Here is a 15,711-nt window from a genome sequence, read left to right as displayed (position 1 = left end):
TTTTGAAACAGCTGCATAATATGTAGCTGTTTCTATTTTTAAAGGAGCGTTTATATGGCAAAAAGTGTATATATTCATATACCTTTCTGTGTGAGAATTTGTACTTATTGTGATTTTAATAAGTTCTATATTGCTAATCAGCCGGTAGATGAGTACTTAGATTGTTTGATAAAAGAGATGTCAACGAGAAAAGATAAAGAAGTTGAAACTGTCTTTGTTGGTGGAGGTACGCCTACAGCATTATCTGAAGCACAACTTGAAAGATTACTGCAAGCTATTAACGATTTATTTGTGATTACAAAAGAGTATACATTTGAAGCTAATCCAGATGAATTAACAGAAGCAAAAATAAAATTACTCAAACAATATGGTGTGAACAGATTATCATTAGGTGTTCAAACATTTGATGATGAATTGTTAAAAGTATTAGGAAGAACTCATCATAGTGACGATATTGAAAAAGCCGTTACATTATCTAGAAAACATAAAATCCCTTCTGTAAGTTTAGATCTTATGTTTCATTTACCAGGTCAAACATTAGAACAATTTGATGATTCACTTAATAAGGCACAATCACTTGATGTAGATCATATTTCAAGTTATGCACTTATACTTGAACCTAAGACGCAATTCTACAATTTATATAGAAAAGGGCGTTTGAAATTACCTAATGAAGATTTAGGTGAAGAAATGTATCAACATTTGAAAAAGAAATTAGCAGACTCTAACCTTAATCAATATGAAATCTCTAACTTCTCGAAAGAAGGGCATGAATCTCTTCATAATAAAGTATATTGGAAAAATGAAGAATATTATGGTTTCGGTGCAGGTGCTCATGGCTATATTAATGGTGTACGCTATGGAAATATAAATCCGGTTAACCAATATATTAAGAAGTTAAAGAATGGTGAAATGCCTGTATTGCAAAGTACAGAAGTCTCATTGAAAGAACAAATGGAAGAAGAAATGTTTCTTGGATTAAGAATGACTAAAGGTGTGTCCAAAACTAAATTCCAAAATAAGTTTGACCAATCAATAGAAGATGTATTTGGTCAACATGTGAAAGAACTCATTGAACAAGAATTATTACTAGATGAACAAGACTATTTACGCTTAAGTAATCGCGGACAAATAATCGGAAATGAAGTGTTTGAGAAGTTTTTATTAAGCTAAAAATATGTATTAAAAAAAGATATAAAAATTGAATGCTTTAACGTTGACTTTCTTTGACCAATTTGATAAATTATAATTAGCACTTGGGAAGATAGAGTGCTAATCGAGGTGATGACATGATTACTGAGAGGCAATTACAAATTTTGAATGTAATTGTTGAGGATTATGTTGAGTTAGGACAACCAATTGGTTCTAAGTCGATTATTGAAAGGCATCAATTGCCGATTAGTCCAGCGACAGTTAGAAATGAAATGAAACAATTAGAAGATTTGAACCTTCTTGAGAAGACACATACGTCATCAGGTCGTATTCCTTCTGAACAAGGGATTAAGTATTATGTTAATCAATTACTTGAGTCTAAATCTCAAAGTAAGAAAAGCTTAAATTGGTTTGAACCTTTTCAAGATAAAAATCAATATGATGTAAACGCAATGCTTAAATGGTTAGCATTAGAAATTTCAAATCGATCACATTATACAACTGTAGTACTCGGACCGAATAAATTTTCAAGATTTATATTTGAAATTCATTTTGTGAGAGTCAGCCCAACTCATCTCATGGGCGTCATTGTATTTACAGATGGTTATGTAGAGAAAGTTCATATTCAAATTCATGAATCTTTAAATCAATTACAAATTGAGAAATTTATGAACTACTTAAACCAGTATTTTAAGCAAAATACTTTAACTACAATGATAAAAACGTTAGAATCATTATCGTTGTCATTCATTGATCAAGAATTTATTAATAATTTTAAACAAGCGTTATTAACGCAGATCAATGATCATAATGAAGAAATGTTTCTAGGTGGTAAGATGCACCTAATTGACGCGTTAGATGTAACAAATGTATCGATGATTCAATCGATTTTAAAATATCTTGAATCTGAACGTATCGCTCAATTTTTAAATGAAACATCAAATGATTCGATAAGTGTCAAAATTGGACAGGAAATTAATAAAGATTTACATGGTATTTCGATTATTAGTACCAATTATGAAATTTCTGGTGATATAACTGGTCATTTAGCCGTTATTGGTCCAACTGCAATGCATTATAACAAAGTGATTCAACTTTTGAATCATTTTTAAATAAGGAAAGAAAATGGAGGGCATGAAATGACGGAAGAAAAGCAAAATGAACAATTCGATGAAACAAATGATCAAACTCAATCTGTCGCTACTGAAGAAGTAGAAGCAAATGAAACTGAAGAAAATGTTGAAGAGGTTGAGCAAGATAAAGTAGTCGAAATTCCGGAAGCTGAACTCGAACAACTTAAACAAAAAGCAAATGAAGAAGAAGAAAAATACTTACGTTTATATGCTGAGTTTGAAAACTATAAACGTAGAATGAAACAAGAAGCAAGCATTACTAAAGATTATCAAGCACAACGTGTACTTACAGATGTATTACCTGCGCTAGATAATATGGACCGTGCACTTAAACAAGAAGGTGAGTCTGAAGACTTCTTAACTTTCAAAAAAGGTGTAGACATGGTTTATAACGATTTACTTAAATCATTAAAAGATAATGGTTTAGAAGAAATCGAATCTTACAACAAACCATTCGATCCAAATGTACATCAAGCAGTAATGCAAGATAACAATCCTGACTTTGAATCAGGTGTTGTAACTGAAGAGTTACAAAGAGGATATAAATTGAAAGATCGTGTTTTAAGACCAGCAATGGTTAAAGTAAACGAATAATGAAATCGATGATTAATTAATTATAAATTGGAGGAATAATTCTTATGAGTAAAGTAATAGGTATAGACTTAGGTACAACAAATTCAGTAGTTTCAGTATTAGAAGGTGGAGAACCTAAAGTAATCCAAAATCCAGAAGGTAACAGAACAACACCATCAGTTGTTGCATTTAAAGATGGTGAAACACAAGTTGGTGAAGTTGCTAAACGTCAAGCAGTAACTAACCCAAATACAATTCAATCAGTTAAACGTCATATGGGTACTGATTATAAAGAAAAAGTTGAAGATAAAGAATATACACCACAAGAAATCTCAGCTATGATTTTACAAAACTTAAAATCAACTGCTGAAAGTTATTTAGGTGAAAAAGTAACTAAAGCTGTTATTACAGTTCCAGCTTATTTCAATGACTCAGAACGTCAAGCAACTAAAGATGCTGGTAGAATCGCTGGTTTAGAAGTAGAACGTATTATTAACGAACCAACTGCAGCAGCATTAGCTTACGGTTTAGATAAAACTGAAACTGATCAAAAAGTATTAGTATTTGACCTTGGTGGTGGTACTTTCGACGTATCTATCCTTGAATTAGGTGACGGTGTATTCGAAGTATTAGCAACTGCAGGTGACAATAAACTTGGTGGTGACGATTTCGATGACGTTATCATTAAATATTTAGTTGAAGAATTCAAAAAAGAAAATGGCATAGATTTATCACAAGATAAAATGGCATTACAACGTCTTAAAGATGCTGCTGAAAAAGCTAAAAAAGACTTATCAGGCGTTTCTTCAACTCAAATTTCATTACCATTCATCTCTGGTGGCGCAAATGGTCCATTACACTTAGAAACAACACTTTCAAGAGCTAAATTTGAATCATTAACAAGCGATTTAGTAGAAAGAACAATGGGTCCAACTCGCCAAGCAATGAAAGATGCAGGATTATCTAATTCTGATATCGATGAAGTTATTTTAGTTGGTGGTTCAACTCGTATCCCAGCTGTTCAAGAAGCAATCAAAAAAGAAATCGGTAAAGAACCTAACAAAGGTGTTAACCCTGATGAAGTAGTAGCAATGGGTGCTGCAATTCAAGGTGGCGTAATCACTGGTGATGTTAAAGACGTAGTATTACTTGACGTTACACCATTATCATTAGGTATCGAAACTATGGGTGGCGTATCTACAGTATTAATCGAAAGAAATACAACAATTCCAACATCTAAATCTCAAGTGTTCTCTACTGCAGCTGACAACCAACCAGCAGTTGATATTCACGTGTTACAAGGTGAACGTCAATTAGCAGCAGATAACAAAACACTTGGTAGATTCCAATTAACGGATATTCCACCAGCTCCACGTGGTGTGCCACAAATTGAAGTATCATTTGATATCGATAAAAATGGTATCGTTAATGTAACTGCTAAAGATTTAGGTACTAACAAAGAACAAAAAATTACGATTGAATCAAGTTCATCATTATCAGATGAAGAAATCGATCGTATGGTTCAAGATGCAGAGAAAAATGCTGAAGCAGACAAAAAACGTCGTGAAGAAATCGATTTAAGAAATGAAGCAGACCAAATGGTATTTACTGTTGAAAAAACTTTAACTGATCTTGGCGATAACGTTGATGAAAGCGAAAAAGCTAAAGCTGAAGAAGCTAAAGAAGAATTGAAAAAAGCGCTTGAAGGTACTGATATAGAAGATATCAGAACTAAAAAAGATGCACTTCAAGAAATCGTACAACAATTATCTGTTAAAATGTATGAACAAGCTGCACAAGCACAACAAGGCGCTGAAGGCCAATCTACTTCAAACGATGATGACGTAGTTGATGCTGAATATACAGAAGTCAACGAAGACGATAAAAAATAATACTAATCATTAAAAAGTCAAAGTCAATGTGATTGGCTTTGACTTTTTTAATTCATATACGTATTATAAATCAGTGTGTAAAGGAGAGATTACATTGGCAAAAAGAGACTATTATGAAGTACTTGGCGTATCCAAAGATGCTTCTAAAGATGAAATAAAAAAAGCTTATCGTAAATTATCAAAAAAGTACCATCCTGATATCAATCAAGAAGAAGGTGCTGACGCAAAGTTTAAAGAAATTTCAGAAGCATATGAAGTGCTAAGCGATGAAAACAAACGTGCGCAATACGACAGATTCGGTCATAGTGGTCCGCAACAAGGATTCGGTGGATCACAAGGATTTGGAGGACAAGACTTCTCTGGATTCGGTGGCTTTGAAGATATATTCGGGTCATTCTTTGGTGGAGGTGGGGCTAGAAGAGATCCTAACGCTCCAAGACAAGGTGATGACTTACAATATAGCATGACATTAACATTTGAAGAAGCTGTATTTGGTACTGAAAAAGATATTACAGTTCGTAAAGATGTAGAATGTGATACATGTCATGGTAATGGTGCTAAACCTGGCACTAAGAAGAAAACTTGTACGTACTGTAACGGACAAGGTCATGTAACAGTTGAACAAAATACTATTCTAGGTAGAATGCAAACACAAAAAGTTTGTCCTGAATGTGAAGGTTCTGGACAAGTATTTGAAGAAAAATGTTCAGATTGTCATGGTAAAGGTACTCAAAACAAAAAAGTTACAATCAAAGTGAAAGTACCTGAAGGTGTAGATAACGACCAACAAATTCGCTTAGCTGGTAAAGGTGGTCCAGGTATAAATGGTGGACCTGCAGGCGATTTATATGTTGTGTTCAGAGTTAAACCACACAGTAAATTTAGACGTGATGGAGACAATATCTTCTATGATTTAAATCTTTCATTCCCACAAGCAGCGCTTGGTGATGAAATTACTGTTCCTACATTGACTGGAAATGTATCATTAACAGTTCCAGCAGGTACACAAACTGGTAAACAATTTAGATTGAGAGAAAAAGGTGTACAAAATGTTCACGGTTACGGTAAAGGTGATTACTTCGTAACTGTAAAAGTTGTAACACCAGATAAAATGACTGAAAGACAAGAAGAACTATTACGTGAGTTTGCTGAAATAGGTGGAGAAACAATTACAGAACAACCATCTAGCTTTAAAGACAAAGCCAAAAAGTTTTTTAAAGGAGAATAGCCTGTGAATTGGATTGAGTATTCTATCATGATAAATAGCGAAGCAGAACCAGAAGTTACAGCATTGTTAAATGAATTAGGTGCAAATGGTGTCGTAATTGAAGATTCAGCAGAATTAGAGAAAGAACATACAGATGTATACGGTGAGATTTATGAATTAAATCCCGCAGATTATCCTGATCACGATATTAGGGTTAAATGTTATTTTAATGAATTAGTATTTACGGATCAATTAGAACAAGAAATTCAAGAAACAATTGCAAATGTAAATGGCATCCAGTCAGAAATTTTATCGTTTGAGAAAACGGTTATTAAAGAATCAGATTGGGAAAATGAATGGAAAAATTATTTCCATCCGTTTAAAGCTTCTGAAAGATTTGCGATTGTTCCGAGTTGGAAACAAGAAGGATATCAAAATAACGAAGGTGATCTTTGCATCAAACTGGATCCAGGTATGGCTTTTGGTACAGGTGACCACCCAACAACAAGTATGTGTTTAAGACATATAGAAGAGGTTGTACAACCTCAACATAAAGTGATAGATGTTGGTACAGGTTCAGGTATTCTAAGCATAGCTTGTCATTTACTAGGGGTAAATGACATTAAAGCGGTGGATTTAGATGATTTAGCAATTAAAGTTGCTAAAGAAAACTTTGAAATCAATGATTGTGAAAAAGATATCATCGCAGATACTGGCAATTTGCTTACTGAAGAAACAGAACAATATGACGTGATCATTGCAAATATATTAGCGCATATTATTGATTTAATGATAGAAGATAGTTATGAAAGATTAAATGATAATGGCTACTTTATTACTTCAGGCATTATTGAAGAAAAATCCGATGAAATAATTGAAAAACTACAAAATACTGGTTATACTATCGAAAAAGTACTACGTGAAGATGGTTGGGTTTCAATACGAGCTAGAAAGTAGGAGAAATGATGCAAAGATATTTCTTACAAGAAAACGCTGAGTTAAATCAGCGTTTTTTTATACATAATACAGATGATATACATCATATTAAAAACGTGATGCGCAAAAGTATCGATCAAGAAATTATATTAACTTTTGAAGATCAAAAGTCGTTAATTTCAAAAATCATTGCTTTTCATGATGATAGCATTGAGTTAGAAACGATAGAAGACATAACAAGACAAACGGAACTACCTGTTGATATAACGATTGCGAGTGGGCTTATAAAAGGCGATAAATATGAATGGTTGCTTCAAAAAGCAACTGAAATGGGTGCGCATCATTTTATTGCTGTCCAATCCGAAAGATCTATTGTTAAATTAGACGCGAAAAAAATATCTAAAAAATTAGATAGATGGCAAAAAATTGTTAAAGAAGCTAGTGAACAAAGTATGAGACTTACAATACCAAGTATAAAGTATAAGTCGAATTTTAAATCAATTTATGATAATATGAATGAATATGATTATGTAATAATAGCTTATGAAGAAGAAGCTAAAAGTGGGGGAACAAGCAAATTTCATCAAATTGGTTCTAACCTTAAACATGGACAAAAGGTTTTAATGATATTTGGACCAGAAGGTGGATTAACTGAAAATGAAGTTAATCTTTATGATGATGCTATTAAGGTGAGTTTAGGACCTAGAATATTAAGAGCTGAAACCGCTCCATTGTATGCTTTAGCTGCTTTAAGCTATCAATTAGAATTAATGAGGTGAATAAAATTGGCTACAGTAGCGTTCCATACGTTAGGTTGTAAAGTAAACCATTATGAAACTGAAGCAATTTGGCAATTATTTAAGGAAAATGATTACGAAAGAGTGGATTTTGAAACGAATGCTGACGTCTTTATCATTAATACTTGTACTGTAACAAATACAGGTGACAAGAAGAGTAGACAAGTGATTAGAAGAGCAATACGTAAAAATCCAGATGCAGTTGTTTGTGTAACAGGTTGTTATGCTCAAACATCTCCTGCTGAAATTATGGCAATTCCGGGCGTTGATATTGTTGTAGGTACTCAAGATAGACATAAACTTATTTCTTATATTGAGGACTATAAACAAAGTAGACAACCTATTAATGGTGTAGGTAATATTATGAAAAACAGAAAGTATGAAGAATTAGAAGTTCCATACTTTACTGACAGAACACGTGCATCATTAAAAATTCAAGAAGGCTGTAATAATTTCTGTACTTTCTGTATCATTCCATGGGCAAGAGGGTTAATGAGATCAAGAGATCCTGAACAAGTTGTAAGCCAAGCAACAACACTTGTAAATTCAGGATATAAAGAAATTGTTTTAACAGGTATTCATACAGGTGGATATGGTGAAGATTTAAAAGATTATAACTTGGCGCAATTATTAAGAGATTTAGAACAAGTTGAAAATCTTGAAAGAATTCGTATTTCATCTATAGAAGCGAGTCAGCTTACAGATGAAGTTATTGATGTTATCGATAAATCAACTAAAGTTGTAAGACATCTTCATATACCATTACAATCAGGTTCTGATACTGTATTGAAACGTATGAGAAGAAAATATACGATGGCACATTTCTCTGAAAGATTACAAAAATTGCATAAAGCTTTACCAGGTTTAGCTGTTACAAGTGATGTAATTGTTGGATTCCCTGCTGAAACTGAAGAAGAATTCCAAGAAACATATGACTTCATTGTTAAACATCAATTTTCTGAATTACACGTGTTCCCTTATTCTATGAGAACAGGAACACCAGCAGCTAGAATGACAGATCAAATTGATGAAGAAGTTAAAAATGAACGCGTACATCGTTTAATTGAATTATCTAATCAATTAGCTAAAGATTATGCTTCTAAATTTGATCAAACTGTATTAGAAGTGATACCTGAAGAAAAAGGTTCAACTGATGGTAAACTAGTCGGATATGCAGATAATTACATGAAGATTGAATTTGAAGGCGATGAATCATTAATTGGAGAATTAGTGAAAGTGAAAGTGATCACACCAGGTTATCCTATCAATAAAGGTAAACTTGTAAAAGTTGTGGATCATGCAACAAATAAAGACGAAAGATTAGTTGCATATTAATATTCATAACAAATGATTATTGACTTAAAAAATGACTTATTTTATAATGTTTAAGTACATAGTAATATATACTATGTAAATGACATATAAAGCTTTGTTGATATTTGGAGGGAGGGAAATACAGATGTCTAAAACAGTAGTTCGTAAAAACGAATCAATCGAAGATGCATTACGTCGCTTCAAACGTACAGTTTCAAAAAGCGGTACGATTCAAGAAGTGCGTAAACGTGAGTTCTATGAAAAACCAAGCGTTAAGCGTAAGAAGAAATCAGAAGCAGCACGTAAACGTAAATTTAAATAATTAATTTTTTATTGAACTCCCTCAATGAATATTAATTAATTATAATGAACAATTTTAACGTTGAACGTCATAAAGAACACATAAACAATATCGTTTATGTGTTCTTTTATTTATTTGAAAAACATTTAAGTTTATAAATTTAGAATATTATGTATATACGTTTTAGTTCACGGCTATTTTATTGTATAATAAATATGAGGGGTGAGATTATTGACATCAGGGTATGAATACATATTTGCTTATTTTCAGAGCAACTTGAATTTAGGTATTGTTTCAAGTCAAAGTATGTCGTCTATTGGTGAGTTTATTACAACGCCATTAGTCACATTGATACTGACTTGTATTATTTTTCTAGGTGCACTATATCAATTATATTCAGAACGTATTAATTTTGCGGGAATTTTAAGCTTTATTTGTACACTTATCTTTTTCATTGGCTACGTTTTAATTGATGAAATTAGTTTGATTTCTGTTTTACTTTTTGGGATCGGTGCATTATTAGTAATAATTGAATTATTTGTTATAGGAGCAGTACTAGGTATCCTTGGTTTTATTGCCATTATTGGTAGTTTTGTATTAGTTGGAGAAAATATCTTAACTATGGGTATGATTATTGCTGTAGCATTAATTCTAACAACGATAGAGTGGGTGATATTAGTGAAAGGATTTAATCGTAAAATACCATTCTTTGATAAAGTCATTCTTAGAGACTCTACAAATAAAGAATCTGGCTATACATCTCATGATGATAGAAGTCATTTGATTGGCAAACTATGTACAACATACACTGCATTGAGGCCCTCAGGAATTATACTTGTTGATGACGAAAGAATAGATGCTGTTTCAGATGGTAGTTTTATTCAGAAGGATAAGCAAGTTAAAATTGTACAGGTTGAAGGTACAAGAGTTGTCGTAAGAGAAATTTAATTTAGACAAGGAGAGAAATGCATATGTTATCAGGTTTAATTGCTTTTGTAATTATTGCTGTCATATTAATCGTACTACTTATGATTTTATTCTCATTTGTACCAGTAGGATTATGGATTTCAGCTATTGCAGCAGGCGTAAAAGTAGGTATTGGTACTTTAGTTGGTATGCGTTTGAGACGTGTATCACCTAGACGTGTTATTAACCCATTAATTAAAGCGCACAAAGCTGGTTTAGCATTAACAACGAACCAGTTAGAATCTCATTATCTTGCAGGAGGTAATGTTGATAGAGTAGTTGATGCAATTATTGCGGCTCAAAGAGCAGAAATCAACTTAGTATTTGAAAGAGGGGCAGCGATTGACTTAGCTGGTCGTGACGTTTTAGAAGCTGTTCAAATGTCCGTTAACCCTAAAGTAATTGAAACACCATTTATCTCAGGTGTAGCGATGAATGGTATCGAAGTAAAAGCAAAAGCTAGAATTACAGTTAGAGCGAACATTGACCGATTAGTCGGTGGTGCTGGTGAAGATACAATCATCGCACGTGTTGGTGAAGGTATTGTATCTACAATTGGTTCAAGTCAACATCACACTAAAGTACTTGAGAATCCAGATAGTATTTCACAAACAGTATTAAGTAAAGGTTTAGATTCAGGTACAGCATTTGAAATTCTATCAATTGATATTGCTGATGTAGATATCGGTAAAAACATTGGTGCAGACTTGCAAACTGAACAAGCACTTGCTGATAAAAATATTGCACAAGCTAAAGCCGAAGAACGTCGTGCAATGGCCGTTGCTACTGAGCAAGAAATGAAAGCAAGAGTACAAGAAATGCGTTCTAAAGTTGTTGAATCAGAAGCAGAAGTACCACTTGCAATGGCAGAAGCACTTAAATCAGGCAATTTAGGTGTTAAAGACTACTATAATTTAAAAAATATAGAAGCTGACACTGGCATGAGAGAAGCAATCAATAAGAGTACAAAGCCACAAGATTCTAATTCACCGAACCAATAAGAGAGGTGATTTAAAATGGAAATAGGCATTATCATCTTTGTTATTTGGGTTATTTTTAGTGTCGTGAGCGGTATAATCGAAGGCGCTTCTAAAAATAAAAAGAAAAATAAGCAACCTCAAACAAGACAAAGACAAAATCCAGTAAATAGACAAGCTGAAGATAAGAAAAAATCTGCTGAGCAAGAATTAAAAGAGTTAGTTAATAAGTATGAAACTTATAAACAAAAAGCAGAAACAAGTTCAACTGAACGAATGTCTGGCCATTATAAAAACTTAGCAGATCAACTTGCCAATCATCTTAAACAATATAATATAGATGTTGAAAAACCTGTTGTTCAAACACATAAAGTAGAACAACAACCAGAGCAAACTTCTAATGAACATGAGAATGCTTATATCAATCAGAAGAAAGAACAAATTCATAAAAATAGACCTAAAAAACAACAAGAATCAATCAAACAGCTATTGGCATACAGCCAAGAAGAGAAAAAGTCTTTAATGAATGTACAGCGTGAAAGTATAGCTGATGTTGAAAAAGAAGCAGAGCAAATTATCAACAACACGCAACTTTCAGAAAGAACGAGAAGAGTAATGGTTAAACAGCTCTATTTAAACAGTAAACATAAGTTTAATGATGAAGCAATCAATGTTGATGAAAACCAAGTCGTAAATGGTATCATTTGGTCAGAAATTTTAAAAAGACCGAATGAATTAAAATAACGATTATATAAACAGAACCTAATTAATTTTAGGTTCTGTTTTTTATTCACAAAAATACCATTTAGACTTACAATAAAGGTAGGATTCAAGAGGGTGTGATGAAAATGGTATTTAAGAAAAAGCAGAGTATATTATCTATTATCATTTCGATTTTATTATTTTTTATTGCTTTAATACCGCTTTTTATTAGTAATAAGTATTTAATAGTCATTACTTTTATTCTCGTTTTTCTTATAATTTTAAACATTCTTTTTGAAAGATACACAATAAAAGAGCATTTTTTATCCATAAGAAGAGGATTATTCAAAAATCGTTATAATATCTTTGATATCGATCAAATTAATATGACTAAATCTATAGAAGGTAACAGCATGTTAGAAATTGTTTCAAAGGGTGAATTGGTCGAAAAAGTGAGTCCAATTGAAGAACGTGAGTTTATTATTACATTAATTCGAATTAATCCTAAAATTAAATTAAATAATAGCAATAGACTACATGAATATGAAAAAGTTAGAAATCTCATTATTGCACGTGAAAAACTAAATAATATACAAAATAAAGTGCATAAGATTGCACGTTACAATAAGGTTTGGTACATTTAAAGTGTCAACAATTCAACTTATAAAGGAGATATTTAATGCCTACATTAATTCAAATCGAGAATATGGATCAAGCTCAAGCTCTGTTGGGTAATGGGGATGAGCATATAAAGTATATTGAAAATGAACTCGAGGTGGATATATTAACACGTGGACAAGAAATTGCTGTCCGTGGTAAACGTATAGAAAATGTTGAAAAAGCTGAAAAAGTATTATTGAACTTACTAAAAGTAATCGAGAGTGGTGCGAGTATAACGATTAATGATGTACAAGCAGCGGTTAAAATGGCTGACAAAGGAACAATCGATCAACTGATTAATTTATATGATGAAGAAATCACTAAAGATAGTAATGGTAAAATAATAAGAGCTAAAACAATGGGTCAAAGAGTATATATCAATAATATAAAGAACAATGACTTAGTATTCGGTATAGGTCCAGCAGGTACAGGGAAGACGTTCTTAGCTGTTGTAATGGCTGCAAGGGCATTGCGTCTAGGACAAGTGAAACGTATCGTATTAACGCGTCCTGCAGTTGAAGCGGGGGAATCATTAGGTTTCTTACCAGGTGATTTAAAAGAAAAAGTAGACCCTTATTTAAGACCTTTATATGATGGGCTTCATACAGTGTTAGGAACTGAGCAAACATCACGTTTAATTGAACGAGGCACGATTGAAATTGCACCACTTGCTTATATGAGAGGTCGAACATTAGATGATGCGTTTGTAATCCTAGATGAAGCACAAAATACAACTCACCCACAGATGAAGATGTTCTTAACAAGATTAGGTTTCGGTTCAAAAATGGTTGTAACAGGTGACCGTACACAAATCGATTTACCTAAAGGTGTGAAAAGTGGATTAATTGAAGCTGATCAACGACTAAGTGGTGTCAAAGGGATAGCAATGACTTACTTAGAACAAACAGACGTTGTGAGACACCCATTAGTAGGTAAAATAATAAACGCATACGAAGAGGAGAAATAATATGCTAACAATGGATTTTATAGATGAGCAACAAGTAATTGATGAAGATACAAAAAATCAAATTGAATCATTGCTCACTTTTGCTGCTAAAAAGGAAAATATTACTGAAGAAGCAGAACTTTCAATTTCATTTGTCGATGAAGAAGAGATTCAAGCTATCAATCGTGATTATCGCGATAAAGATAAAGTAACAGATGTTATTTCATTTTCTTTAGAAGAAGATGAGCCTGAAATAGAAGGCTTAGATATGCCTAGAGTGTTAGGTGATATTATCATCTGTCTTGAAGTTGCTAAAGAGCAAGCTGAGTCTTATAATCATAGTTTGAGTAGAGAATTAGGATTTTTAGCATTACATGGATTTTTACATTTACTAGGTTATGATCATATGACTGAAGAAGATGAAAAAGAAATGTTTTCTCGACAAGATGAAATATTAAATGAATTTGGATTAACACGTGAATAAATTTGTAAATCGCTTTAAATTTCCTTTAGCAGGTTTAGTGACCATTCTCAAAAAAGATAAAAACTTTTTATTACATCTTATATTCGCTGTACTTGTATTGATTGTTAGTTTAATATTAAATCTCAATACATTTGAATGGTTATGGATTTTATTTGCAATATTTAGTGTACTCATTGTAGAGGTTCTCAATACTTCTATAGAGTATGTAGTAGATATGTTTACGGATGAATATAACTTACTCGCTAAACATGCTAAAGATACAGCCGCTTTAGCCGTTTTATTAACATCAATAATGGCTGCAATAATCGGGATAATGATATTTTTACCAAAAATTATATAAACATATAGGGGGAAATGGTATGGAATTCAAACAAGAGTGGTATGAAGGCGCAAGAGAAGCACAAAAGAGAGCATATACACCATATTCTAAATTTAACGTAGGTGCATATCTAGTTACGAAAGATGGTAAAGCTTATTATGGTGCTAACATTGAAAATGCAGCTTACCCATCAACAATTTGTGCTGAGAGATCTGCACTTGTTGCAGCAATGTCAGATGGGTATAGACCGGGAGACTTCAAATGTATTACAGTTACAGTAGATGCTGATAAACCATCATCTCCATGTGGCACATGCAGACAAGTGTTAAAAGAGTTATGTGATGATGACATGCCAGTATTTTTAACACATCAAACAAATGAAAGAATTGAAACTACAGTTAATGAATTATTACCTTTAGGTTTCTCAGGAAAGGATCTAGAATAAATGAATGAATTTAAATCAGGGTTTATATCTATTATAGGTAGACCTAATGTTGGTAAATCTACTTTTATGAATAAAGTTATTGGTCATAAAGTAGCGATAATGTCTGATAAAGCACAAACGACTCGAAACAAAGTGCAAGGTGTATTAACAACTGATGATGCTCAAATGATTTTTATTGATACACCAGGTATTCATAAACCTAAACATGCTTTAGGTGACTACATGATGAAAATCGCTAAAAATACTTTGAAAGAAGTAGACTTAATCATGTTTATGGTTAATGTTGATGAAAGTATCGGTAAAGGCGATGAATACATTATCGAATTGTTGAAACAAACGAAAACACCAGTATTTTTAGTGTTAAATAAAATAGATTTAATTCACCCTGATCAACTTTTAGTTGAAATTGAAAAGTACCAAAAAACAATGGATTTTGCAGAAATTATTCCAATTTCAGCATTAGAAGGGTTAAACATTGAGACACTACTAGAACAATTTAAAAAGTACCTTGAAGAAGGTCCGATGTACTATCCTAAAGACCAAATTTCTGATCACCCAGAACAATTTGTTGTTGCTGAGTTGATAAGAGAGAAAGCATTACACCTTACGAATCAAGAAATTCCGCATGCTATCGGTGTGAACGTCGATAAAATGACAAAAGCAGAAGGTGAGAAAGTCCAAGTAGAAGCAACAATTTATGTTGAAAGAGACTCACAAAAAGGTATTGTCATTGGTAAAGGCGGCAAGATGCTTAAAGAAATAGGTAAACGTGCAAGAAGAGATATTGAAATGCTACTTGGCTCAAAAGTATACTTGGATTTATGGGTTAAAGTACAAAAAGATTGGCGTAATAAACCTAATTTCATTAAACAAATTGGTTATAGAGAAGACGAGTATTAAGTAGAAT

General features: G+C 32.6%; 18 protein-coding genes. All 18 read left to right on the top strand.

Translation table 11 applies throughout. The features are described from left to right. Nucleotides 1–54: 54 nt before the first annotated feature. The 18 genes from hemW to era all read left to right on the top strand — a co-directional run bounded on the left by hemW (nt 55) and on the right by era (nt 15,704). Nucleotides 55–1,173: a radical SAM family heme chaperone HemW gene (gene hemW, locus LQ693_RS00270; RefSeq protein ID WP_103360663.1), complete on the top strand. Its 1,119-nt coding sequence runs from the start codon at nt 55–57 to the stop codon at nt 1,171–1,173. Nucleotides 1,174–1,289: 116 nt separating this feature from the next. After that, nucleotides 1,290–2,264 (top strand): heat-inducible transcriptional repressor HrcA, encoded by a 975-nt coding sequence (hrcA, locus tag LQ693_RS00265; RefSeq protein ID WP_103360662.1) that lies wholly within the window; start codon nt 1,290–1,292, stop codon nt 2,262–2,264. 27 nt (nt 2,265–2,291) lie between these two features. After that, nucleotides 2,292–2,879 (top strand): nucleotide exchange factor GrpE, encoded by a 588-nt coding sequence (gene grpE / locus LQ693_RS00260; RefSeq protein ID WP_103360661.1) that lies wholly within the window; start codon nt 2,292–2,294, stop codon nt 2,877–2,879. Nucleotides 2,880–2,923: 44 nt separating this feature from the next. Beyond that, complete coding sequence (gene dnaK / locus LQ693_RS00255) at nt 2,924–4,750, top strand: molecular chaperone DnaK (protein ID WP_103360660.1); 1,827 nt, start codon at nt 2,924–2,926, stop codon at nt 4,748–4,750. A 94-nt stretch (nt 4,751–4,844) separates the two neighbouring features. Further along, nucleotides 4,845–5,978 carry a molecular chaperone DnaJ gene (gene dnaJ / locus LQ693_RS00250; protein ID WP_103360659.1) on the top strand — a complete coding sequence of 378 codons (1,134 nt, stop codon included), beginning with the start codon at nt 4,845–4,847 and terminating at the stop codon, nt 5,976–5,978. Nucleotides 5,979–5,981: 3 nt separating this feature from the next. Further along, nucleotides 5,982–6,914 (top strand): 50S ribosomal protein L11 methyltransferase, encoded by a 933-nt coding sequence (prmA, locus tag LQ693_RS00245; RefSeq protein WP_103360658.1) that lies wholly within the window; start codon nt 5,982–5,984, stop codon nt 6,912–6,914. 8 nt (nt 6,915–6,922) lie between these two features. Beyond that, nucleotides 6,923–7,672, top strand: a complete 750-nt coding sequence (locus tag LQ693_RS00240; protein WP_103360657.1) for a 16S rRNA (uracil(1498)-N(3))-methyltransferase — start codon at nt 6,923–6,925, stop codon at nt 7,670–7,672. A gap of 6 nt (nt 7,673–7,678) precedes the next feature. After that, a complete protein-coding gene (gene mtaB / locus LQ693_RS00235; RefSeq protein ID WP_103360656.1) occupies nt 7,679–9,025 on the top strand; it encodes a tRNA (N(6)-L-threonylcarbamoyladenosine(37)-C(2))-methylthiotransferase MtaB in 1,347 nt (448 codons plus the stop codon). Between the two features lie 124 nt (nt 9,026–9,149). Further along, nucleotides 9,150–9,326, top strand: coding sequence for a 30S ribosomal protein S21 (rpsU, locus tag LQ693_RS00230; protein WP_016998564.1), 177 nt, complete (start codon nt 9,150–9,152; stop codon nt 9,324–9,326). 210 nt (nt 9,327–9,536) lie between these two features. Further along, nucleotides 9,537–10,253, top strand: coding sequence for an NfeD family protein (locus tag LQ693_RS00225; RefSeq protein ID WP_103360655.1), 717 nt, complete (start codon nt 9,537–9,539; stop codon nt 10,251–10,253). Nucleotides 10,254–10,276: 23 nt separating this feature from the next. Then, nucleotides 10,277–11,272, top strand: coding sequence for a flotillin-like protein FloA (floA, locus tag LQ693_RS00220; RefSeq protein ID WP_025904203.1), 996 nt, complete (start codon nt 10,277–10,279; stop codon nt 11,270–11,272). A gap of 15 nt (nt 11,273–11,287) precedes the next feature. Continuing rightward, nucleotides 11,288–11,992, top strand: a complete 705-nt coding sequence (locus LQ693_RS00215; protein ID WP_239743591.1) for a hypothetical protein — start codon at nt 11,288–11,290, stop codon at nt 11,990–11,992. Nucleotides 11,993–12,096: 104 nt separating this feature from the next. Beyond that, a complete protein-coding gene (locus tag LQ693_RS00210) occupies nt 12,097–12,594 on the top strand; it encodes a PH domain-containing protein (protein WP_103360670.1) in 498 nt (165 codons plus the stop codon). Between the two features lie 35 nt (nt 12,595–12,629). After that, on the top strand, nt 12,630–13,577 hold the full coding sequence (locus LQ693_RS00205; RefSeq protein WP_037588335.1) for a PhoH family protein: 948 nt from the start codon (nt 12,630–12,632) through the stop codon (nt 13,575–13,577). Nucleotide 13,578: 1 nt separating this feature from the next. Further along, nucleotides 13,579–14,040: an rRNA maturation RNase YbeY gene (ybeY, locus tag LQ693_RS00200; RefSeq protein ID WP_025904199.1), complete on the top strand. Its 462-nt coding sequence runs from the start codon at nt 13,579–13,581 to the stop codon at nt 14,038–14,040. Continuing rightward, entirely contained in the window at nt 14,033–14,380 is a 348-nt protein-coding gene (locus tag LQ693_RS00195) for a diacylglycerol kinase family protein (protein WP_107565597.1), read from the top strand. The genes ybeY and LQ693_RS00195 overlap by 8 nt, the downstream gene beginning before the upstream one ends. 19 nt (nt 14,381–14,399) lie before the next feature. Further along, nucleotides 14,400–14,804 (top strand): cytidine deaminase, encoded by a 405-nt coding sequence (gene cdd, locus LQ693_RS00190; RefSeq protein WP_025904197.1) that lies wholly within the window; start codon nt 14,400–14,402, stop codon nt 14,802–14,804. Next, the gene (gene era / locus LQ693_RS00185; RefSeq protein ID WP_037588330.1) at nt 14,805–15,704 is read left to right on the top strand and encodes a GTPase Era; all 900 of its coding nucleotides are present in this window, start codon (nt 14,805–14,807) and stop codon (nt 15,702–15,704) included. Nucleotides 15,705–15,711 lie beyond the last annotated feature (7 nt).

This window comes from Mammaliicoccus sp. B-M6 (assembly GCF_022386965.1).
In the GTDB taxonomy this organism is placed as follows: Bacteria; Bacillota; Bacilli; order Staphylococcales; family Staphylococcaceae; genus Mammaliicoccus; species Mammaliicoccus sciuri_A.
The sequence above is the reverse complement of the archived record's forward strand: the minus strand, read 5'-3'. Positions and strand labels throughout refer to the sequence as shown.